At 47.5% G+C, this 23,894-nt stretch carries 18 protein-coding genes; 12 read left to right on the top strand and 6 right to left on the bottom strand.

What is annotated here, in order from left to right; all coding sequences use genetic code 11:
* Positions 1–3: 3 nt before the first annotated feature.
* Positions 4–381 carry a LysM peptidoglycan-binding domain-containing protein gene (locus tag GWG06_RS16785; protein WP_127037068.1) on the top strand — a complete coding sequence of 126 codons (378 nt, stop codon included), beginning with the start codon at positions 4–6 and terminating at the stop codon, positions 379–381.
* Positions 382–508: 127 nt separating this feature from the next.
* Here the strand turns inward: GWG06_RS16785 and GWG06_RS16780 are convergent, their stop codons facing one another.
* From GWG06_RS16780 to GWG06_RS16760, 5 genes are all read right to left on the bottom strand, one after another.
* Positions 509–1,366, bottom strand: a complete 858-nt coding sequence (locus tag GWG06_RS16780; RefSeq protein ID WP_160714567.1) for a lysophospholipid acyltransferase family protein — start codon at positions 1,364–1,366, stop codon at positions 509–511.
* 53 nt (positions 1,367–1,419) lie between these two features.
* Positions 1,420–3,018 (bottom strand): L-aspartate oxidase, encoded by a 1,599-nt coding sequence (gene nadB, locus GWG06_RS16775; protein ID WP_127037072.1) that lies wholly within the window; start codon positions 3,016–3,018, stop codon positions 1,420–1,422.
* Positions 3,019–3,165: 147 nt separating this feature from the next.
* Complete coding sequence (locus GWG06_RS16770; RefSeq protein WP_127037074.1) at positions 3,166–3,837, bottom strand: lysoplasmalogenase; 672 nt, start codon at positions 3,835–3,837, stop codon at positions 3,166–3,168.
* 49 nt (positions 3,838–3,886) lie between these two features.
* Positions 3,887–5,227, bottom strand: a complete 1,341-nt coding sequence (locus GWG06_RS16765) for a sensor histidine kinase (RefSeq protein ID WP_127037076.1) — start codon at positions 5,225–5,227, stop codon at positions 3,887–3,889.
* Positions 5,228–5,266: 39 nt separating this feature from the next.
* Positions 5,267–6,613 (bottom strand): sigma-54-dependent transcriptional regulator, encoded by a 1,347-nt coding sequence (locus tag GWG06_RS16760; protein ID WP_202183038.1) that lies wholly within the window; start codon positions 6,611–6,613, stop codon positions 5,267–5,269.
* Between the two features lie 214 nt (positions 6,614–6,827).
* On the opposite strand from GWG06_RS16760, the gene GWG06_RS16755 reads away from it, so the two are divergent.
* The 8 genes from GWG06_RS16755 (at position 6,828) to GWG06_RS16720 (ending at position 18,869) form a co-directional block, all read left to right on the top strand.
* On the top strand, positions 6,828–8,075 hold the full coding sequence (locus tag GWG06_RS16755; RefSeq protein WP_127037078.1) for an efflux RND transporter periplasmic adaptor subunit: 1,248 nt from the start codon (positions 6,828–6,830) through the stop codon (positions 8,073–8,075).
* A gap of 58 nt (positions 8,076–8,133) precedes the next feature.
* Positions 8,134–8,823 (top strand): ABC transporter ATP-binding protein, encoded by a 690-nt coding sequence (locus GWG06_RS16750; protein WP_127037080.1) that lies wholly within the window; start codon positions 8,134–8,136, stop codon positions 8,821–8,823.
* A gap of 467 nt (positions 8,824–9,290) precedes the next feature.
* Positions 9,291–11,699 carry an ABC transporter permease gene (locus tag GWG06_RS16745; RefSeq protein ID WP_160714565.1) on the top strand — a complete coding sequence of 803 codons (2,409 nt, stop codon included), beginning with the start codon at positions 9,291–9,293 and terminating at the stop codon, positions 11,697–11,699.
* Between the two features lie 32 nt (positions 11,700–11,731).
* Positions 11,732–14,119: an ABC transporter permease gene (locus tag GWG06_RS16740; RefSeq protein WP_160714563.1), complete on the top strand. Its 2,388-nt coding sequence runs from the start codon at positions 11,732–11,734 to the stop codon at positions 14,117–14,119.
* Positions 14,120–14,224: 105 nt separating this feature from the next.
* Entirely contained in the window at positions 14,225–14,890 is a 666-nt protein-coding gene (locus tag GWG06_RS16735; RefSeq protein WP_127037086.1) for an ABC transporter ATP-binding protein, read from the top strand.
* Between the two features lie 149 nt (positions 14,891–15,039).
* On the top strand, positions 15,040–16,407 hold the full coding sequence (locus GWG06_RS16730) for a TolC family protein (protein ID WP_158631411.1): 1,368 nt from the start codon (positions 15,040–15,042) through the stop codon (positions 16,405–16,407).
* A 24-nt stretch (positions 16,408–16,431) separates the two neighbouring features.
* Positions 16,432–17,799 carry an efflux RND transporter periplasmic adaptor subunit gene (locus tag GWG06_RS16725; protein ID WP_127037090.1) on the top strand — a complete coding sequence of 456 codons (1,368 nt, stop codon included), beginning with the start codon at positions 16,432–16,434 and terminating at the stop codon, positions 17,797–17,799.
* Positions 17,800–17,840: 41 nt separating this feature from the next.
* Positions 17,841–18,869, top strand: a complete 1,029-nt coding sequence (locus GWG06_RS16720; RefSeq protein WP_202183037.1) for an NAD(P)H-dependent glycerol-3-phosphate dehydrogenase — start codon at positions 17,841–17,843, stop codon at positions 18,867–18,869.
* A gap of 9 nt (positions 18,870–18,878) precedes the next feature.
* Here GWG06_RS16720 and GWG06_RS16715 read toward each other — a convergent pair whose 3' ends face one another.
* Complete coding sequence (locus GWG06_RS16715) at positions 18,879–19,157, bottom strand: hypothetical protein (RefSeq protein WP_127037092.1); 279 nt, start codon at positions 19,155–19,157, stop codon at positions 18,879–18,881.
* 578 nt (positions 19,158–19,735) lie between these two features.
* Here GWG06_RS16715 and GWG06_RS16710 point away from each other — a divergent pair.
* The 3 genes from GWG06_RS16710 (at position 19,736) to GWG06_RS16700 (ending at position 23,879) form a co-directional block, all read left to right on the top strand.
* The gene (locus GWG06_RS16710; protein ID WP_160714561.1) at positions 19,736–22,009 is read left to right on the top strand and encodes a glycosyltransferase; all 2,274 of its coding nucleotides are present in this window, start codon (positions 19,736–19,738) and stop codon (positions 22,007–22,009) included.
* Positions 21,996–22,382 carry a response regulator gene (locus GWG06_RS16705; RefSeq protein WP_235938388.1) on the top strand — a complete coding sequence of 129 codons (387 nt, stop codon included), beginning with the start codon at positions 21,996–21,998 and terminating at the stop codon, positions 22,380–22,382. The genes GWG06_RS16710 and GWG06_RS16705 overlap by 14 nt, the downstream gene beginning before the upstream one ends.
* Before the next feature lie 63 nt (positions 22,383–22,445).
* Positions 22,446–23,879 (top strand): sigma-54-dependent transcriptional regulator, encoded by a 1,434-nt coding sequence (locus GWG06_RS16700; protein WP_160714559.1) that lies wholly within the window; start codon positions 22,446–22,448, stop codon positions 23,877–23,879.
* Positions 23,880–23,894 lie beyond the last annotated feature (15 nt).

Below are 23,894 nucleotides of genomic sequence, written 5' to 3'. Positions count from 1 at the left end.
CCCATGAGCTTACAGGATAAATATCAGGAACTGATCAGCCAGGCCAACAGCGCTGGCGTTAGCAACTTACAGGTAAGAGAACAGGACGGTGTACTGTACATCGACGGAGAAGCACCCGCACAGGTGAAAGACCAACTGTGGAGCACCTACGAAAAGCTGGACCCCGAAATGCGCTCTGCAGATGTAGTCATGAACATCAAAGCCTCAGACGCCTCACCCGCCGGCGCGAAGGAATATACAGTCAAATCCGGCGACAGCCTCAGCAAAATCGCCAAAAATTACCCCGGCGTTTCCTGGAAAGATATTTTCGAAGCAAATAAAGATCAGATTAAGGACCCGAATCTGATTTTCCCCGGACAGAAATTGAAAATACCAGGTTGAAAGTAATTACGAATTACGAATTGCGAATTACGAATGAAAAGCGAAGACCGAAGCGATCATACTATCAGTATCCGCTTCGGTCTTCGCTTTTCATTCGTAATTCGCAATTCGTAATTCGCAATTATTTTCAACCCGGGTATTCATGCTTCCACCTTCTATGACTCCACACCCATACTTCGGGTTGTTCGTGGATATTTTTTTCGAGGTATTGTACGAAGGCTTCGGTGATTTTGCCGGGTGGTTCGTTTTGTGGCTCTTCAAACCGGAGCGTTAGCTGCGCCTTGTAGTAGCCGCGTTTCACTTTACGGATGTCTACAAATACGACGGGGATGTTATTGCGTTTGGCTGCCATTTCCGGGCCTTTGTAGAAGGGCGTCATTTTATTGAGGAAAGGAAACCAGAGGCAGCTGCGCGGGTTACCGGGATTCTGATCGGCTACCAGCGCAATGAGGTATTGTTTTTCCATCCAGGGTTTCATACTGTTGGCCATATCATTGGCCGGGATGAGTGTGGAACCGAATTTTTCGCGAAAATGGCGGAACATGCGGTCTGCCGGCTTGCTGCTTAACGGCATATACACTACCAGAAACGGAAAGTTAACACCCTGCATACAGAACAGGTTAGCCCATTCCCAGTTGAAGTTGTGCCCCAGGTGCAACTGGCAGCTCTTGCCTTTGGCATACAGTTCATGAAGCACGCTAAGGTCGCAGATAAAGCGCTTTTGCAGCTGCTTTTTACTCATGGTCAGCAGCTTGATGGTTTCCACCATCATATCAGTGAGATTGCGGTAATATTTTTTTGCCAGCAGCCTGATTTCCTGATCTGTCTTTTCCGGGAATGCCTGCCGGAGATTGGCCAGCACCACTTTTTTGCGGTAACCGAATACATGATACACCAGCACATATAAAATATCGCTGATGAAATAAAGTACCGGAAACGGCAATATGGAAAAGCTATAACAAAATGCGAGCAACAGATAATACATAAGCCGGATTGTTGATATTGCCCCGCAAAGGTAATGAATGCCAGCGGATTAGCTTACAACACGATATTTTGAATGAGTTCGCACTTGAACGGATAATCGGTATTGAAGTGCAGGCCCCTGCTTTCTTTACGGAAGGAGGCGCCTTTGACGATCAGGTAACCTACCGTGATGAGGTTGCGTAATTCGCAGAGCTGTGGCGATACCTCCGTTTTCTGATACAGTGCTTCTGTTTCTTCATGCAGAATATCCAGGCGGCGCAGCGCGCGTTCCAGACGCACGTCTGTTCTTACAATACCTACATAGTCACTCATAATCTGTTTCAGCTCCTTGAGGCTCTGCGTGATAAGAATCATTTCACGGGGAGCGGTAGTGCCGCGTGCATCCCAGTCGGGCACATCTTCCCGGAAATCTACTGTATCGATTTTGCTGGTGGCGTCCATAAAACAGCGGTGCGCAAATACCATCGCTTCGAGAAGAGAGTTGGAGGCCAGGCGGTTGGCGCCGTGCAGGCCGGTGCTGGCGCATTCGCCGCAGGCGTAGAGGTTACGGACAGAGGTTTGCCCCCATTCGTTGGTTTTAATACCACCGCAGCTGTAATGTGCCGCCGGCGCTACCGGAATCATCTGGTGCTGTACGTCTATACCGGCATTGATACAGGTTTCGTAAATGTTCGGGAAGTGATGTACAAACTTTTCAATATCCATATGCCGGCAGTCCAGGAACACGTGTTCGGTACCGGTGATCTTCATCTCACTGTCGATAGCGCGGGCTACAATATCGCGGGGAGCGAGGGAGAGCCTCGGATCGTATTTGTGCATGAAGTCTTCGCCGTTGATATTGCGGAGAATACCACCATCGCCGCGTACAGCTTCTGTAATCAGGAAAGACGGACTTACGCCCGGCTGGTACAATGCGGTGGGGTGGAACTGTATGAACTCCATATTCTCGATGCGGCCCTTGGCCCTGTACACCATCGATACGCCATCGCCGGTGGCGATACCAGGATTGGTGGTACTACGGTATACCTGTCCGTTTCCGCCGGTGGCCAGCAGCGTAACTTTGGCCAGTATCTTTTCAATTTTCTTGTTGGTAAGATTCAGTACATAAACGCCGTAGCATTCTATGTCCGGGGTAGATTTGGTTACCAGGTAACCCAGATGGTGCTGGGTGATAAGATCCACTACAAAGCAGTGAGTAACCAGTTCTATGTTCGGTCTGCGGTGGATAGCGTCGAGCAGCGCCCGCTCTATCTCCTTGCCGGTAATGTCTTTATGATGAATTACCCTGAAAACGGAATGCCCGCCTTCACGGCCGAGGGAGAAATCGCCATCCGGGTTTTTATCGAAATTGGCGCCCCATTCAATGATTTCATTGACCCTTTCCGGGCCTTCCGTGACAACTATTTCCACTATGCGCTCATTACACAGTCCGTCACCGGCGATCAATGTATCTTCAATATGCTTTTCAAAGCTGTCATTCTCCAGGTCGTTTACCACGGCCACGCCTCCCTGGGCGTATTTGGTATTGGTTTCATCTTCCCGGCTCTTCGTGATGATCGTAATCTTTTTATCAGGACACTGCTGTGATACCTTCAGTGCGTACGTTAACCCCGCTATCCCTGAGCCGATGACAAGAAAATCTGTTTGCTGCATAGGCCACGAAATTACCAATCATTTAGCATTTTTTTATTTGAGATTTGGTTATTTAAAATGCAGCGGAAAACAGAGCGAAAATTAACCGGTCTATCCGCTTAGCTCTCCGCTGCATTTTAAATAACCAAATCTCAAATAAAAAAATAGCTACATGAGAAAGTCGCGGTAGTGTCTGGCGCCGCCGTATACGAGGCCGGCCTGTGCCAGGCCGTAGGTGAGCATAACGAGTATGTCTCCGCCGGGGATGGGGCCGTGGAATTTGCCGGTGGCAATGAGGGAGTCGGAAATAACGAAGAGTAGTGCCCCCAGCACACAGTACCAGCCTGCCGGCTGTGACCGTAAGTGGAAGGCATGCAGAGCGCTCTGCAGCATAATGGAAATAGCCAGTGCATATACAATCACCGGAATAGTCATATTGCCCAGCGTAGGAAGCAGGAAGAGGATAAATGCAATTACTGCGGCAGCGTTGAGGAAGATGACCGGATATTTGCAAAGCGGCACCGGCGGATTGGAATATCTTATCCGCAGGAGGTAGCCGATGTAGCAGAGATGCGCCAGTAGAAAACTCCCCAGGCCGGGCAGAAAAAGATGGTCAGACAGCAGCAATACATCTCCTGAAAAAGAAAAGAAAAGTGCTGCATACATCATGATCCGCTGGCTGCGGGGTACCAGGCTGCTGTTCTGAAAAAAGTAAACAGCCAGTATAACCATCAGCAATGGTTTGGTAGCATATCGGTAGGAGTCCATATGCATGGCGATCAGCGATATGTCAGCCAGCAGGGTTACAAAGAATAGCAGCAGCCATCTGGATTTCAGCATTGCAGTAAGGATTCTGTATACAATATAAGAATTCTTTCAGAATAAGAAATCAGGTATTCAGGAGAATTAAAAACGTAGAACCGTTACCGTTGTTACCCGGGCTCAGCACCTTCAGCTGCCCGCCATGCATCTGAATGATCTGTTGTGATAAGCTGAGGCCAATACCCGAACCTTTTTTCTTGGTGGTAAAGAAGGGAATGAATATTTTATTCATGGCATCAGTGTCAATACCAGGGCCGTTATCCGTTATTTCTATACAGATCTGCTGTACGTTGTTGAGGTAGGCTTTCATGCTGATAGTGGCATCGGGCATGTGTTCCAGCGCATCCATCGCATTTTTTACCAGGTTGATGAGCACCATCTGCAGCTGAGATACGTCTGCATGAATCTCGATATTATCGGCATCTATTTCCAGTTCGAAGGCGATACCGGCCTGCTTCATGTCCGCCTGAAACAGGCTGCTGACAGAGGTGACGAGCGATTTAATATTCACGCTGGTAAACTGTGGTTGCGGCAGGGTTGTATAATCGCGGTAGGCGTTCACGAAATTCATAATGCCTTTACTGCGGCTTTCTACTGTCTGCAGCGCTTCCCGCAAATCTTCTATCCCTTCCTGATTGGTGGTAGCCGGCGCCAGGTCAAGATCTACAATTTCCTGCATGGTGCCGATGAGCGATACAATGGGCGTCACGGAATTCATGATTTCATGGCGCAGTATTTTAGTGAGGTTTTGCCAGGCTTCCAGTTCTTTTTTCTGCAGTTCTGAATGGATATTCTGAATGGAGATGAGTTTGATCAGCCTGCCCTGCAGCCTTACTGTAGCGGCATGAATAGAAAGCTGTTGCTCCTGGCGGGTGGCATACAACGTTTTGTTACCTGAATTGAGTTCTATAAGCAGTTCCGGGAGGCCGGGATGTACCGTTTTCAGTTCAAAGATATTCCGCAGCCGGTAGATGCCCATCAGCCGGAATGCGGCAGGGTTGATCAGTTCTATCTTTCCTTCGATGTCAAATGAAAAAACGCCGATACTGATATGTTGAATGATGGTATCGATGTATTTCAGATTGGCTTCCTTTTCGGCGCGGGTCTGGCGAAAGGCTTCCAGCACTTCATTGAATTGTGTGTTGAGCATGCTGAAGCTCTTACCCATTTTATTATCGGCGCTGAAGCGGATGGAGAAATCTTCATACCGGATAGATTCCAGGAACAAGGTGAGCTTGCGGTTTACCCGGTTGAGGTAATGGTATACATTGTAGATCTGCAGCAGGATGAGGGGAGATATCAGCAGCGCCAGCGGCAGCATGTTATGCATATACAGCCAGACGGCGGCCGTCAGTGAGATGGTAAGCAACAACACCCGGAGGCCGATATTAATGCTGAAACGATTCATAACATGCTGTTGAAAAAGCAGCCGGCGTGATGCCCGCTGCTATATATTGTATTTTTCCAGTCTTCTGTAAAGTGCGGCCCTGCTGAGTCCCAGCTCTTTGGCTGCTTCCGTGATGTTGCCGTTGCATTTCTTCATGGCCTGGGTGATGATATTACGTTCCATCTCTTCCAGGTTGTAACCTGTATCCATAGCAGGATCGGAGGTGTTGTTATTTTTTACGAAAACATCTTTAGCCTGCAGCGCCTTGCTTTGAGAGAGGATGACAGCCCTTTCTACGGCGTGTTGCAGCTCTCTGATATTACCTGGCCATTCGTAACGTTCCAGTTGCTGTACCAGGGATTCGTGCAGGCTGTTTACCGGGCGTTTATATTTTTCGCGGTACAGCTGCAGAAAGTGTTCTGCCAGCGGAATAATATCTTCTTTGCGTTCGCGCAGGGGAGGTAGTTGTATTTCGATGGTATTGATTCTGTAGAGCAGATCCTGGCGAAAGAGATGCTGTGCCGCCTGGTGCTGGATATTCCGGTTGGTGGCGCATATCAGCCTCACATCGATGGGGATGCTTTTATTGGACCCTACGCGGGTAACAGACCTGTTTTGCAGTACTGTTAAAAGCTTTGCCTGGAAGGGGATAGAGATGTTCCCGATTTCATCGAGGAATATGGTGCCACCGGCAGCTTCTTCGAAGCGCCCGGCGCGGTCGTCGCGGGCATCGGTGAAAGCGCCTTTTACATGACCAAACAGTTCACTTTCAAAAAGCGATTCGCTAAGTGCGCCCAGATCTACGCTGACAAACGGTTTCCCGCTGCGGTCTGACTGCTGGTGGATATATCTTGCCAGCATATCCTTTCCGGTACCGTTTTCGCCGAGTATCAGGACGTTGGCATCGGTAGCGGCCACTCTGGAAATGGTGTCGAATACGGCCTGCATAGCCGGGCTCTGGCCCACTACCAGATTGCCGGTATTAGGAACGGCAGCCGGCTTATCCACTTTGGCAGCGCGCTTATTATAGGCATTCTGTATAGTGGCAAGCAGTTTTTCGTTTTCCCAGGGCTTGAGTACAAAGTCTACCGCCCCCGATTTAATAGCGCGTACCGCCATTTCTACGTCTCCATATGCGGTGAACAGCACCACCGCAGTATCTGGTTTAATGTCCAGGATACGGTCCAGCCATTCGAAGCCTTCTTTCCCGCTGCTGAGGTCGCGGGTGAAGTTCATATCCAGCAGGATCACATCATAGTCAAAGTTGGATACGAGATATGGAATCTTCTGCGGATTTTTTTCAAAATCTACCTGCTCAAAATGTCTTTTCAGCAAAAGGCGGGCAGCGCGCAGTACGTCAACATCATCATCAACAATCAGAATTTTTCCAGGTTGCATAGTGGTCATGGGCAAAGAGTGAATGGAACAATATTACACAAAGATTTTTTTACGGCCATGCTTAATTTCAGGCGGTTTTAAAAGTGTCCGTTAACGGACACCGGTTGTCCGCCAAAGGACGTTTTTTTGTGGTGTTGTGGCTGAAAATGCTTGATGGCAGGCGATTTTCAGCTTTGGCATATGAATTGGCTTTACCTGATCGCAAAACTTTTTCCCAAATAACATGGACAGAAAAATAGAAAAGAAGTTCTGGAATAAAAAACGCATCCTGATGACAGGCGGAGGCGCCCTGGTTGTTATGCTGCTGTTGTATACGCTGATCTTTGCTGATCACCGGGCTACCCTTAACGTAGAAAAGGATAAAATCACCATTTCTGAAGTCAAGAAAGGAACCTTTGATGTATATATCGCTGTAACAGCCGTAGTCATGCCATTGAAGACCATCCGCCTGGATGCCATTGAAGGTGGTTACGTAAGCCGCAAATACCTGGAAGGCGGCAGCATGGTAAAGGCCGGAGACTCCATTCTGCGGCTGGATAACCAGCGCCTGATGATGGATTTCGTTAACCACGAAACAGAGATCTACCGCCTGCGGAACGAATTGCAGAATACCAGGCTGAATATCCGCCAGCAGGAATTTACGATGCAGCAGACTATCTCTGACATAGATGCTAAAATTGATGCAGCCCAGGACCTGTACGACCGCAACAAGCAACTGGTAGATGAAAAAATTGTTGCCCGCCAGGAATTCAATAAAAATAAGATTGAACTGGAAGGGCTGAAAAGACAAAAAGGTATACAGACGCAATCGCAGTCCTACCAGCGGGAGAACGCCAAAACCCAGATTTCCCAGCTGGAAGGCACGCTGGCCCGTACCCAGCGCAACCTGGAGCTGATGCGCGAAAACCTGAACAGCCTGATTGTACGTGCCCCTGTATCCGGCCAGCTTTCCTCCATTGAAGTGGAAGTGGGCTCCAGCATCACCGCAGGCCAGAATATAGGCCAGATCGATGATCTGAACGGATTTAAACTGCGCGCAGATATCGACGAACACTATGTATCGCAGGTATTTGCCGGGCTGAAAGCCACCTTTGAGTTCGATGGCAAAACCTACGACATGGTGGTTACCAAAGTATATCCCGAAGTAAAAGCCGGTCGTTTTCAGGCCGATATGAATTTCGAAAAAACAACGCCTGAAGGAATCAGGCGCGGACAATCCTCTCCTATACGCCTCGTATTAGGAAAGTCTGCGGAAGCTACCCTGCTGCCATTGGGCGGGTTCTTCTCCGATACCGGTGGTAACTGGGTATACGTAGTCGATAAAAGCGGAAAACGCGCAGTAAAACGCAATATTTCGCTGGGCCGTAAGAATCCGTTATATTTCGAAGTACTGGAAGGATTACAACCGGGCGACCAGGTAATCACTTCTTCCTATGAAAACTTTGGAAACAAGGATGTACTGGCATTTTAATCCGGATTTTTTACTAAACTAGCATCATAAACTTCTTTCATCAGATAACTCAACAACTATGATTCGCACCGTTAACTTACAGAAATTATTTACCACAGAAGAGGTAGAAACAACCGCCCTCAACGGCATCAATATGGAAGTGCAGGACGGAGAATTTGTTGCCATTATGGGACCTTCCGGGTGCGGGAAATCTACTTTGCTGAATATACTCGGGTTACTGGATAATCCGAGCGACGGTGAGTATCATTTCTGGGGCAAGGAAGTGGCAGGTATGAGTGAACGTCAGCGTGCGCAACTCCGTAAAGGCTCCATAGGATTCGTTTTCCAGAGCTTCAACCTCATCGATGAACTGACTGTTTTTGAAAACGTAGAATTACCTTTATTATATCTGAAAGTACCGGCTGCAGAACGTAAACAGAAAGTGGAAGATGTGCTGGAACGCATGAATATCATGCACCGCCGTAACCACTTCCCGCAGCAGCTGTCCGGTGGTCAGCAGCAACGCGTGGCCATTGCCCGCGCCGTGGTAGCAAAACCCAACCTGATACTCGCGGATGAGCCTACGGGTAACCTGGACTCTACCAACGGGGAAGAAGTAATGAAACTCCTGCAAGAGCTGAATAATGCCGGTACCACACTCATCATGGTAACGCACTCCCCGTATGATGCCGGGTTTGCGCACCGTATCATCAATCTGTTTGACGGAAGAGTAGTGACCGAAAATATCAAGGAACAGTTTCACGTGTAATTTATTACCGCCATTCTAAAACCGTGTCATGATGTTCACTGATTCTACGGAAATTATCTCCTGTTATTGCTGACTGATACCCGGAATTTCAATATCGTATAGTCTATCCCGTTATAGCTGTCAATAAACACTGATAAGCCGCCGGCAAATTGATAATGTATGTTGCCACTTTGCCGGCAGTGGTTCCGTATGCGAACAGGTGAAGGCAACATAAAAATATTATACGCCGGATCTGTCGGAAGATCCGCGTTAAAACAAGAGTAGAATAACAAGTGAACAGCAAATCGGAGTGTGTATCTACACGCCCTGCTTCTTTTAAATTTAAATATAAACTATGATCAGAAATTATTTGCAGACCGTATCCGGAAATTTACATAAACGAAAGCCGTTTACCGTGGTGAATCTGCCGGGATTATCCACTGCATTGGGTTGACCCGGAATAAATTACTTTATAAAAACGTGTACATATGCTGAAAAGTTATCTGAAAATAGCCTGGAGAAATCTGCTGAAGCAGAAAGTGTTCGCCTTTGTGAACGTTATCGGCATGAGCGTAGCTATCACCGCAGCTTTATTGCTGACGATGACGGCATACCGGGAGTGGACATTTGACAGCTTCCAGGAAAATAAAGAGCATGTATACCAGATATACCGGGAAGACTACCTGGCCAAAGGTACAGCCATTGGCGGCAGTATGGCTGAACCGCTGGCAGATGTTATCCGGAAGGAAGTGCCGGGTGTAAAATATGCCACCCGTATTGCGGGCATGGAAATGCCGGTGCGTTACGGCGGTAAAAATATATACTTCGATGTGGAAATGGTTGATGCCGACTATCTGAAGATGTTTTCTTTCCCCGTGCTGAAAGGTAACGCTGCAGAGGCGCTGAAGCAGTTGAACAATATTGTGGTTTCAGAAAACGCCGCAAAGAAACTGTTTAAAGAGGAAGAGCCTATCGGTAAAACGATAGAAGTAAATATCGCGAATAAATGGCATCCTTTTATGGTGTCTGCTGTAGTGAAGGATGCGCCGGACAATTCGAGCGTATTTTTTGATGTACTCACCCGTTTTGAGAATACAGACGACTACCAGGATATCCGTAACCGCTGGGACATGGGGAATTATCCGCTGCTGGCGCAGGTAGATCCTGCTGTCAGTCAAACAGCGCTGGAGAAAAGCATGATACCTGTTTCACGTAAATACTATGCGGAGGTACTGGAAGATTTAAAAAAGGAAGGAGCTGTGAAAGATAAGGACGGGCAGATGCTCCGTCTGAAAACCATACCATTGAAAGATTTCCATCTTAACCCGTTCAGTAACTTTAATAATGGTCTGAATCCTTTTTATCCCTGGCTTATGCTCATTCTGGCGATTATGATTATCGCCATTGCCTGCATTAATTTTATCAATTTATCCATTGCCCGGTCCCTTACCCGGGGCAGTGAAATAGGCTTGCGGAAAGCGCTCGGCGCTATGGACAGGCAGTTGATGATACAATTCTGGAGCGAGGCTTTCCTGCTCTGCCTGGTGTCTCTGATGCTCGGAGTTATTCTTACTGTCTGCTTACTGCCGGTATATAATGCCAGTTTCAATCACCAGCTCAGCCTGGGATTATTCTCCAATATCCGTCTGCTTGCATCGCTTACAGCGGGTTTCTTCCTGGTAACACTGATGGCAGGCGGTTATCCGGCCTGGAGAGTAGCCCGTTCCAATATAGTGGAAGTACTGAAAGGAAAACTGAAATTATCGAAAGGCAATAATGTACGGAACGGTCTTATCATTGTGCAGTTCATTGTGGCGGCAGTATTAATCAGTTGTACGGCTATTACCTGGCAACAGTTAAAATTCGTGCAGGCAGCCCCGTTAGGGTATAATGTTACGCAGGTCATCAGTATCCCTGTTGAGAATGCACCTCAGCAAGCATTAACAGCTATGCGTAACAAAATGAAGGAACTCCCGGAAGTGGAAAGCATGACAGCAGGTATGCTGAATCTGGGAATGGGAAAGGATGGTAACATGGGCCGCTGGAAACGCGGGTTTACCTATAAGGACCGTAATGTCAAAACACAATGCCTGATAGTAGACTACGACTACGTTAAAACCCTGGATCTGAAAGTGCTGGAGGGGCGCGACTTTTCGCGGGAATTCGGGACAGATTCCACCGGTGTGGTTATCAATGAACAGATGGCAAGGCAACTGGGAGAAAAAGATCCGGTAGGCGCACAGCTGAACCTGGACGAACACAATAGGTTTCATGTGATCGGCGTGGTAAAGGACTATCATTTTGAATCTCTCCGCAAAAAAGTAGATGCGCTGATGATGATGATCAAGAGTCCGGAGAACCTGAGCTATATTTTTGTTAAGGTCAACACACCCAATGCCACTGCATCCCTGAAAAAGATTGAAGGCATCTGGCAGGGGCTGAATCCGCTGGCTCGCAACAATGCCAGCTTCCTGGATGAAAATGCCAACCGGATGTACAAGCAGGAGCAGCGCTTCTCTAAAATATTCCTGAGTGGCGCCCTGCTGGCGATACTGATTTCCTGCATGGGATTGTTTGCGATTGCCGTATTGGTGATGACGCAACGCCAGAAAGAGATTGGTGTGCGTAAAGTATTGGGAGCATCTGTAAGCAACATCGTTGTGCTGTTATCCAAGGATTTCATGAAACTGGTGGTGGTAGCGGTACTGCTGGCAACGCCATTATCCTGGTATCTGATGCAGCAGTGGCTGAACGGATTTGAATTTCATGTAAGCATTCATTGGTGGATGTTTGTGGCCGTCGGGCTGCTGGCAATAACCATTGCGTTTATTACCACCAGCCTGCAGTCCATCAGGGCGGCGCTGGCTAATCCGGTAGACAGTCTTAAAAGAGATTAATTAAGTTATTCATAAAAAAAATACGCCGACCTATGTGGAAGAATTACTGGCTCATGGCTGTAAGAAATCTGCTTAAACGAAAGCTCTATACCACCATTAACATAACCGGGCTGGCAGCAGGTATAGCCTGCTTTATACTGCTGGCGCTGTACCTGGAGAATGAATGGACCTATGATAAGTGGCATACCAATATATCTGAACTGTACCGGCTGCGTATGGATTACGGAGAGAAAGGAGAGCCGGTTACCCATACCGCGCTGACGCCCAGTGCGCTGTCTGCTGCCATCAAGGATTTTCCGGAGGTAAAACAGGTAGTGAGGGTGTATGGCGTCAATGCCACGGTAAAATACGGGGAAAAGGTAATGAATGAAGACAAGTTTGTTTATGCAGATGCTCCCTTCTTTCAGATGTTCTCTTTCCCGCTGCTGTCGGGGAATGCCGCCGCTGTTTTAAATGGTCCGGGTATGGTGGTGCTTTCGCGCCGTACTGCTGAAAAATATTTCGGTCAGGAAGATCCTGTTGGTAAAACGATTACCATTAATGGAAGGACCAGCCTGCAGGTTACTGGTGTGGCAGAGAATCCGCCATCGAATACACATCTCAAATTTGATTTCATTGCCAGCTATAGTACCCTGCAGTATAAAGACCGCTGGGGCTCTGCTAATTATTATACCTATGTGAGGCTGAATAAGGCAGATATGGCCGGCAGCCTGCATTCCCGGCTGAGCAGCATGGCCATGGCGCAGCTGCCGGAAGAGGCGCGTAACAGCGGGCTTACCTATGACTTTACGCCGGAACCGGTATCCGGCCTGCATCTCGATTCCATTGCGCAGGACCAGCCGGAAGAGAGTGGTGATAAGCGCTACAATTATATTTTCAGTCTTGTTGCCGTGATGCTGCTGATTATTGCCTGTGTGAACTTCATGAACCTGGCCACAGCACGGGCTGCAGAGAGAGGCCGCGAAGTAGGCGTACGTAAAACGCTGGGAGCGGAGCGCGGACAGCTGTTCTGGCAGTTCATTGCTGAATCGGCGCTGATCACATTTATAGCGGTCGTACTGGGTATGTTACTGGCGGCATTACTACTGCCTGCATTCAATAACCTGGCAGACAAGCAGCTGCAGTTTGGCGGTATCGCCGGGTATCGTATTTACCTGCTGCTGGCGGCAGCCTTCTTTATCACTTCCTTCCTGACGGGTACTTATCCGGCGCTGTTTTTATCCGGATTCCGTCCGGTGCAGGTGCTGAAAGGTAAGGTGAACGGGCCTAAAGGCGATAACCTCCGCAGGTCGCTGGTAGTATTCCAGTTTGCAGCTTCTGCTTTTTTCATTATCTGCACCCTGGCAGTAGGCCGGCAGCTGCATTATATACAACACAAAAAGCTGGGGCAGGAGCGGGATCACCTGCTGGTACTGGAAGGATGGAAAGAAGACGTGAATAAACTGCAGGCATTTAAGAATAAATTAATGCAGCAGGCAGGGATTGTGAATGTAACAGCTTCCCCGAATTCACCAATGTCTATCGAAGGCGGATATACCCTGGGAAACATAGAAGGTAAGCAGCCGACATATGAAATGAGTGTGACAGCATTGCCTGTGGAAAAGGATTATATCAAAACAATGGGTATCAACCTGATGAGCGGGGAGGATCTTACAGATGCCGATATACAGGATGTACTGAAAGCGGATTCGTTAAAGGTGTATCATTTCTTCCTGAATGAAACAGCCGTGCGTCTGCTGGGATGGACGCCCGAAACAGCTACAGGTAAGCGCCTTCAGATGAATGGCCGCGTCGGATCCGTAAAAGGGGTGATGAAGGACTTCCATTTTGCTTCCATGAAAAGTAAAATCAAGCCGCTGGTGATTTTCCCGGAGTATGACTGGTTTAATCAGGTGATTGTTAAAACCAGCGGAAATAATGACCGGGAGATGATTGCCGGTATTGAAAAGGTATGGAATGAATATCTGCCGCAAACGCCGTTCTCTTTCCGTTTCATGGACCAGGATTTTAACCGCCTGTACAAAACAGAATACCGGGTGGCAGCCATCCTCAATACTTTTTCCATTGTGGTAATGCTGGTATCCTGTCTGGGATTGCTGGGGCTGGCGGCGTTGACTACACAGCAGCGTACCAAGGAAATAGGTATCCGCAAAGTGATGGGAGCATCGGTTGCCAGTGTGGTGATGCTGTTATCGCGTGATTTTATTAAGCTGGTAGTTATCGCGTTAATACTGGCAGCACCGCTGTCCTGGTATATTATCAGTCACTGGTTGGAAGGCTTTGCCTATCATACTACCCTGAATGCCGGGGTGTTTTTAGGTGCTGCTGTACTGGCCGTTTCAGTGGCTTTAGTTACGGTCAGCCTGCAAACGGTGAAGGCAGCGTTAACCAATCCGGTTATCAGCCTGAAATCAGAATAGCCATCAGGAGATAAAATGGCTGAAATTGAATAAAAAGATCCGGCGAAATGCGCTTATATTGGTACGCCGGTTTTAAACCGATCATTTTAATTAAATAATGTAATCATGATAGAACTGCGGAAAATTTCGAAGCACTACCCGGTAGGATTTGGCAGGAATGAAATTCTGAAAGATGTGGATCTGACAATACAGGAAGGCGAATTTGTTTCCATCATGGGTCCTTCAGGTTCCGGAAAATCTACTTTGCTGCATATAATGGGGTTGCTGGAAGAGCCTTCCGGCGGAGAGTATCTTTTCCAGGGCGAGCGTGTGGACAGAATGAATGAAAAAAAACGCACACAGCTGCACCGGGGAGCTATCGGATTTGTATTTCAGGCATATCACCTGATAGATGAGCTGACAGTCTATGAAAATATTGAAACTCCGTTATTATATAAAAATGTTTCTTCCTCAGAAAGAAAAAGCCGGGTAGCAGATGTACTGGATCGTTTCAATATGGTGGCTAAAAAGGACCTGTTTCCCAGTCAGCTTTCCGGAGGGCAGCAACAGCTGGTAGGAATTGCCCGCGCTATTGTTGCAGAGCCCCGTGTTATACTTGCGGACGAACCGACCGGAAACCTGCACTCTGATCAGGCCAAAGTGATCATGGAGCTGTTCCGGACCTTAAATGAGCAAGACAAAATAACTATTGTACAGGTAACCCACTCTGATCTGAACGCCACTTACGGCAACAGGATTATCCAGATCCGCGATGGTCATATACAAGGATAATTTTCAGCGGGTTCTTTATTTAAATCTGTAAAAAAAGCATTATGTTGTACACTCAATTAGTAGGGTATGGTGCCATACCTACTAAAATTTTGCCTTCTATCATTAAGGGTGAAAAAGTATCATCACAATTACTATATTTTTGGCATGTTATGAGACTATCCCAAATCACAGGCATGTTCCTGTTTTTATTCATGTTTGCTAACATAACACCTACTGTAGCGCAGGATTCGTGGAGTTTGCAGCGTTGTGTTGACTATGCCATGAAAAATAATATAACCATCAAGCAGCAGGAAGTGCAGAAACGCCTTTCCGAGCTGACCCTGCAGCAGAGCCGCTTCGGCCTTTTCCCTAATGTGGACGCCAGTGCAAACGGCGGTTTCAGAGATGGTAGGTTTCCCGATCCGAACACGAACCAGAACGTTACCGCATCCGCCTTCATTGCAAACGGCGACGTGAACCTGGGCGGAGATCTGTTCGGTTGGTTTTCCAAGCAGAATACCATTAAGGCGAATAAATATGATATGCAGGCAAACAGTTTCCTGTTGCTGAAAGCACGTAATGATGTCGCTTTTAATGTTGCCACTGCTTTTTTACAGATCCTGCTGAAAAATGAACAGGTAAAAGTAACAGAAGTACAGGTACAGCAAACACTTTCCAACCTGGAGAATACCAAAAAGCTGGTGGTAGCCGGATCCGTTCCGGAAAGCAACCAGGCCGACCTGGAAGCCCAGCTGGCAACAGACAGCACCTCCCTGGTAACTGCAAAGAATGATGTGATCCTGGCAGAACTGCAGATGAAGGCATTGTTAAATCTTGGTTTTGAATTGCCCTTCCTGCCGGAAATACCGGAGAATATTACTTCCCTGCCGGTAGAACCTTTATCTGAGATGGCGCCGGAAATGGTGTACAGCGCTGCACTTACCACCTATCCGCTGGTAAAGGCTGATCAGCTGAAAATCAAAAGCGCGGAAAAAAGCTGGCAGGCGGCCAAAGGACAACTGTATCCCCGGTTGAGCCTCAACGCGAGCGTAGGATCCAACTACGGAAGTAAAGTGTATGACTTCGACTCTGTTACCAATAAGCTCTACAGGGTTCCTTTCAGAGATCAGATCAGTAATCAGTTCAGTAAATATGTAGGACTGGGACTGAGCGTACCTATCTTTAACGGCTGGCAGCGCCGGACCAATGTTGCCAAAGCAAAAGTAAATATCTACAACCTGGAGTTAACCCGTGATCTTGATAACCAAAAATTAAAACAGGATATTTATACCGCACATGCCAATGCTGTAGCCGCTTTGCAAAAATTCAAAGCCTCTTCTACCGGGGTAATGGCTGCCCAGAAAGCGTATGATTTCGCCACCAAGCGTTTTAACCTGGGGCTGATGAATACGATTGATTATATTACAACCCAAAGTAAATTATTCAGAGCCCAGATTGATAAAGTCTCGGCACAATACGATTATATTTTTAAAATGAAATTGCTGGAATTCTACAGGGATCAAAAAATATCACTGTAGTCTGTCCGGGAAATAAACTGCTTTATGAAGAAGAAGACACTCTATTGGCTCATAGGCGTTATAGGTTCACTCGTTATTTTATTGCTGGTGCTGAAAGCATCAGGTGTTATCGGACAGGAAGAAGCAACCAAGGTTGCCTCCGACAAAGCTTCCAGAAAGAATATCATCGAAGTGGTAACTGCCAGCGGAAAGATTTATCCCGAAATTGAAGTAAAAGTCAGCTCCGACGTTTCCGGTGAAATCACAGATTTAACAGTTATTGAAGGTGACTCCGTTAAAAAAGGCCAGGTACTGGCACGCATATACGGAGATATCTACGGTTCCATGGTAGATAAAGCCGTGGCCTCCGTAAGTCAGTCACAGGCTGAACTGGCCAACTCCGCAGCTGCGGTGAATGCCTTCAAAGCCCGTCTGGATCAGAATAAAGCGGCTTATCTCCGCAATAAGGAATTACTTGGCCAGAAAGTTATTTCCAGGTCAGAATTCGAAACCTCTGAAGCTACCTACCTGGCGGCACAGGCAGATTACAATGCTGCCATGCAGAAAATCAACAGCAGCCGCTATGGCGTACAGAGTGCACAGGCCAACCTGAACGAAGCCAACAAGAACCTGGGTCGTACTACCATCGTAGCGCCCATGAACGGTGTGGTTTCCCTGCTCTCTGTAAAGAAAGGCGAACGCGTGGTGGGTACCGCTCAGATGACCGGTACAGAAATGCTCCGCATCGCTAACCTCAACGCCATGGAAGTACAGGTGGACGTAGGTGAAAACGATGTGCCCAAAGTAAAACTCGGCGATACTGCTGTCATAGAAGTAGATGCCTATAATAACCGCCGCTTTAAAGGCCTGGTAACACAGATTGCCAGCTCCAGCAAAGGTGCGGCTACAGCTACCGCCGCCACCGCCTCTTCTGCGGAACAGGTAACCAGCTACATCGTACATATCCGTATCCTGCCGGACAGCTACAAAGATCTGATCGATACCAAAACGGGAAGAGTTTATCCTTTCCGCCCGGGTATGAGCGCCAGCGTGGATATTCAGACAAGATACGAGAACAACGTACTGTCTATTCCCATCAACGCAGTGACTACCCGCGAAGCGGATTCCACCAAGGCAGATAAAAAACCGCAGGATAATAAAACCACACCATCCGGCAGCGCTAAAGACGAGCAGAATGAAGTGGTATTTGTACTGCAGAAGGATAATACCGTGAAAATGGTTCCTGTAAAAACAGGCATCCAGGACGATACCAATATCCGTATCCTTTCAGGTCTGAATGAAGGAGATGAAGTGATCAGCGCGCCTTACAACGTGGTGTCACGCACCCTTTCCAATGGCAAGAAGGTGAAGGTGGTTCCTAAGTCCCAGCTGTTTGAAGGACAACAAAAATAATAGCTACTGCTATTTTTGCTACCTTGCGTAAAATTCGCATTGTGAGCAAGGACAACAGCATAGGCATTATTGGTAGTGGCAGCTGGGCCACTGCACTCGCAAAAATTCTGACAGATAACGGACAGCATATCCACTGGTGGATCCGGAATGAAGATACCATCCGTCATATGCAGCTCCGTCATCACAACAAGCATTATCTTACTTCTGTATATTTTGATACCAGCTTATTGTCGCTCAGCAACAGCATTCAGGCCGTTGCTGAGGCGTGCGATAAGCTGGTATTGGCTGTTCCATCCGCCTTTCTCCTGGATGTGCTGCAGCAGCTTCCTCCCGGCGCATTAGCGCATAAAAAAATTGTTTCTGCCATCAAAGGGCTGGTACCCGGTGAGAACATTCTCATCAACGAATACCTGGAACAGCATTTCCAGCTGCCGGCTGCACAATATTTTACTATTACAGGGCCCTGCCATGCTGAAGAGGTGGCCAATGAAAAGCTGTCCTACCTGACGCTTTCCGGCACTCACCTGGAAGGCGCGCAGGCAATTGCGGATATGTTTACCGGCAGTTATTTGCAGACGATTGTCAATACAGATATGATTGGCGTACAGCTGGCAGCGGTGCTGAAAAATATTTATGCACTGGGTGCAGGTATCGCGCATGGTTTAGAGTACGGCGATAATTTCCTGAGTGTATATATCACCAATTGTTTCAGGGAGATGCAGACTTTTCTGGAGCAATATGAGTCGCAGAAGGCAGAGCGCCTTGGCACGGAGCCGATGGTGCATAACTACAGCGCCAGCGCTTACCTGGGTGATCTGCTGGTAACCTGCTATTCATTGCACAGCCGCAACCGTACTTTCGGAAATATGATCGGGAAGGGTTATTCGGTGAAAGCGGCTCAGCTGGAGCTGAATATGATTGCCGAAGGATATTATGCCTGCAGAAGCATTTTTGAAATGAATAAGACAATAGGAGCTTATATGCCTATTGCACAGGCAGTATATACCATACTGTGGCAACAGGTACATCCTGCAGAGGCTTTCATGGCACTGGAAAAGGGATTTATTTAAGCGTAGCTGCTAGTAATCATCGTAGTCGTCGTAATTGTCTTCGCCTACTTTTACAATGGCTTTTACTTTAGGAAAGTACTGTTTGATGAGGGAAGAAATTTTCTCAAAGAGGAAATCACTTAAAACGGGTCCTTCATAATACTCCACTTCGTTGGTGGCATCTGAAATAATATATTCCGTCACTGACTGATCGATGATGGCGAGGAATCTTCTTTCTTTGGCGACCTTACGGATGTTGATTTTGGTGGGGACTCCATCTACATTCAGAGTACATGCTATGTGTCGCATAAGCGCGGTAAAGTTTGGTTAGTGAAATAATGGCTATTATTTTTCTCTGCGATGTGTCTTTAGGATAGCTAAGCCTGGAAAAGATATGGTCATTGTCTAAAAATAAGCAAGTTTGGACAATTAACAAAATTGTATATACCCTTGCTTTCTTTAGGTTTATAAATGTATCTTCCGTTAAGTAACCCCGCCAGGAATCATTATCGTGCTGATTCAATACCTGTTATCAGACAGAATACAATACTGAACCTGCATTCCATGACAAATAAGAGATAAGAAATATCCGGGCAAATAGACATCTGCCCGTTTGCCATACCTGTATTCGTATTATTTACGTCTTTACAAACGTAAAGTAAAATGTTTATACAATTTGTGAATCAAATGTAAATGCGGCCTTTTTTCTCTCCGTTAATTATCCACATGAAACGGTTTGAGTAAAAAAGTGTGGAAAATAGTCTACATTATTATTTTGTTGAATCCGGTATAAACCCATCTTTCCGGCATTGGATTGATATTTGGACCTGTTCGTGACTCCGGGAAGTGACGCCCCCGGCCGAGATAAGCCTAAAAAATGTTACCCAATGATAAAGACCTTACTTTTTGTTTCATCTTTTCCGCCACGGCAATGTGGAATCGCAACCTTCGCGCAGGACCTGATAAATGCGCTGGATAAGAGCTTCGCCGGAAAACTGAATGTTGAAATCTGTGCGCTGGAAGAGTCAGGAAAACCATTGACACAAAAACAGGCGCCCGTGACCTGGTCTGTAAACCCGTTTGATATCGACAGCTGTATCGCATTCGCCCAAGAGGTAAATGATGCACCGGAAATAGACCTCCTCTGTTTTGAACATGAATTTGGCCTCTACGGGGGTGAATACGGCCACAACCTGCTCGCCATGCTCTCCCTGCTGGACAAACCCTTCATCGTCCGCTTTCATACCGTTTTACCTTACCCCGATATTAAATGTATTAAAGTCGTCAGCCTGATCAGCTCCCTCGCTGCCAGGGTAACCGTCATGACGCAGTCTTCCGTCAGCCTGCTAAAGGATGTTTACGGTGTGCCGGAAGAAAAAATTGTACACATCCCGCATGGCACCCACGCCCACATTGTGGAAGACGTGCCCGCCCTCAAGAAACAATACAACCTGGAAGATAAACTGGTGCTCAGCACATTCGGACTGCTCAGCGAAAACAAAGGGCTGGAAACAGGCATCAAAGCCATGAAGGAAATTGTGAAGGAGTTCCCGCAGGCCGTTTACCTCGTTCTCGGTAAAACGCATCCGGTAGTGGCTTCCCGCGAAGGTGAGCAATACCGCGAATACCTGGAAGCGCTGGTGAAGGAATACCATCTGGAGAAGAATGTGCGGTTCGTAAATTCCTATCTGTCGCTGGATACATTACTGGATTATCTGTCCTTGACAGACATCTACCTGTTTACTTCCAAAGATCCGCATCAGGCGGTAAGCGGCACCTTTGTATACGCCATGAGCGCCGGATGCGCCGTTATTTCCACCGCCTTTGTACAGGCCCGCGAAATGCTTGATAGTAACAGCGGCTGTCTTATAGATTTTAATCATCCGGAACAACTGGCCACCGCTGCGCTGCGGCTGCTGCGGAACCCGGAACAACGCCGGCAGATGGGCCGCTGTGCCATCGAAAAAACACGCAGCTCCATCTGGGAAAATGTGGCCATCGCACATATGTCCATGTTCAACGAAGTGCTGGCGAACGACAAGCTGCTGCTGCCCAACCTGCCACCGCCATACCTGGACCATATCGACAGGCTCACGGATGAATTCGCGATGCTGCAGTTTGCCAGTCACGACATACCCGACCCCGTTCACGGCTATACGCTGGACGATAATGCCCGCGCGCTCATTGCCATGGCCATGTACAGCCGGGAAATAAAATCCACCAGCTTTGCGGATACACTGATCCGTAAATACATGGACTTTATTGCCTATTGCCAGAAGCCGTCGGGCCGCTTCCTCAATTACGTAGCCGTGGGCGGCGCTTTCCCTGCTTCCAACCAGGAAGTGAACCTGGACGACGCCAACGGCCGCACAGTGTGGGCACTCGGCTACACCCTGTATGCCCACAGAAACCTGCCTTTCGATGTGGTACAGCAGGCTGCATCCCTTTTCCGGGCCAGCCTCCGCTGGATAGAATCCCTGCAGTCGCCCAGAGCAATGGCCTTTGCAGTCAAGGGATTATATTATAGTTTACAATACAAAAAATCAGAAGTCGCCGAAAGTATCCTGCGCACGCTGGCCAACCGCCTGCAAAGCCTCTACAGTACGGAAAAAGATGAGGACTGGCACTGGTATGAGCCTTACCTCACCTACGGCAATGCCGTACTGCCGGAAGCAATGATGATGGCATGGCAAATAACTGGCACGGATATTTATCGTACTACTGCGGAAGAAAGTCTGAATTTTCTCTGTAGCAAAACTTTTACGCACAGTTACATGAAAGTGATCAGCAATAAAACCTGGTATCACAAACATGTACCTGATAACCAGGAGACAGGCGGTGAACAGTCAATCGAAGTAGCGTATACGATGTTGGCACTCCATACATTTTATCACTCGGCAAAAAATCATTCTTACCTTGAAAGAATGCGTGTCGCCTTTAGTTGGTACCTGGGAAATAATCACCTGAAACAACTGATTTATAACCCACTTACCTACGGCTGTTACGATGGTCTGGAACGAAACAATGTAAACCAGAACCAGGGGGCTGAATCAACCGTGTGTTATCTGATCGCCCGACTTTTAATGGAAGAATGGAACAAAAACAAATATGTTACAACCAAAAAAGATGACCTCAAACCGGCAAGGATTGGGTTTAACTAAAACAAAAATAACCAGCGATCCCAGCATCCTGATAATCGATGATGAACCGGACATCTGCCGGTTGCTGCAGCTGAGTCTTGTACGCCACGGATATTCCGTGAAGTATGTACACGAACTGAAAGAAGGGCTGTCTTATCTGCAGCAGCATCAGCCGGACCTGCTGTTTCTGGACATTCATCTGCCTGATGGTTCAGGCCTGGAAGCATTGCCCGTTATTAAAAAGAAATGCCCTGCGATGCCTGTTATTACTATCAGCGCATATGACAACGGCATGGAAAAACAGACAGCGCTGAATGCCGGGGCTGCGTTTTTTCTGCCTAAACCTTTCAGTGTTAAACATATAGATGAATTATTAGGAAGTCTGAAACAGTAAAGACTCCGAATTATGTAGTAATTTTAAATCAGCGTTGCCAAGCACCACATTATTAAAAGAAGTATGAAAAATATCCTGATTATTGACGATGAAATTAACATCTGCACGCTCCTGAGCAAATTCCTGAGCAAGCATGGTTTTAATGTTGATACTACCATGACAGGCGCTGCTGCCCTGAAAATGATGAAGGAAAAGTCCTTCGATCTGGTACTCTGTGATTACAGACTGAAAGATACGGATGGCGCACAGCTGCTGCAGGATATCAGGCAGATAAATCCTCATACGATCGTGATTATCATTACCGGCTATACAGATGTACGCGTAGCTGTGGAAATGGTTAAGAACGGCGCGTATGACTACTTGTCCAAGCCCCTGTATCCGGATGAAATTCTGAACCTTGTACACAAGGCTTTCGCCCACAAGGAATCAGAAATGGAACGCCTCGCGGTACAACCCGTAGATGCAGGCAGTGCGCCTGAAGCACGGGAAACGCTGCTCTCCCGTAATCAGCAGGATAAAAATGATAAATACGTTTACGGGGAAAGCGATGGTGCAAAAGAGCTGATACGCCAGATCAAACTGGTAGCGCCTACGGACTACAGCGTTATCATCTTCGGTGAAACCGGTACCGGTAAGGAATCGGTGGCACATCTGATACATCATCACAGCAAGCGTGCGGAACAGCCCTTTGTGGCGCTGGACTGCGGCAGCCTGTCAAAAGAACTGGCCGCCAGCGAACTGTTTGGCCACGAGAAAGGCGCCTTCACCGGCGCTATCAACACCAAAATAGGCGCGTTTGAACAGGCACAGGGCGGTACACTCTTCCTGGACGAAATCTCCAACCTGTCCTACGACATACAGGTAGCCATGCTCCGCGTATTACAGGAAAAGGTGATCCGCCGGGTAGGCAGCCTCAAGGAAATTCCGGTGGATGTACGCATCATCGTGGCTTCCAATGAAAAGCTCTCCGAATCCGTTCAGCGCGGCAAATTCAGAGAAGACCTTTTCCATCGTTTCAATGAATTCACCATCTATATTCCGCCATTGAGAGAACGCAGCGAAGACCTGCCGCTATTTGTGACATCCTTCGTAAAACAGGTGGAAAGAGAACTGGATAAGTCCTGCGGAAAGATTTCTTCAGAAGTATGGAAATGCTTCCAGCAATACTACTGGCCGGGTAATATCCGTGAACTGAAAAACGTGATCAGACGCGCCTGCCTGCTGACGCCGGAAATGCAGGAAATAACCATGGCAGCACTGCCCCTGGAAATGAAAGAGGCATTTACCCAAACAGCAGAAGAAATGCCGGTAAGCGGAGAACTCGCCATCATGGCCAATGACAACGACCTTAAAACCGTTGCATTACAGGCTGAATACAATAAAATCATCAACGTACTGAAAGAAGTAAAATATAATAAAACCAAAGCGGCGCAATTATTAAATATAGACCGTAAAACGCTGTATAATAAACTGCGGCTGCTGAACATAAACTATTAAAGGGATTTGCGGATT

This window comes from Chitinophaga solisilvae (assembly GCF_009928525.1).
Taxonomy (GTDB): Bacteria; Bacteroidota; Bacteroidia; order Chitinophagales; family Chitinophagaceae; genus Chitinophaga; species Chitinophaga solisilvae.
Note: the sequence above shows the minus strand (reverse complement) of the source record. Positions and strands in the feature narration are given on the sequence as shown.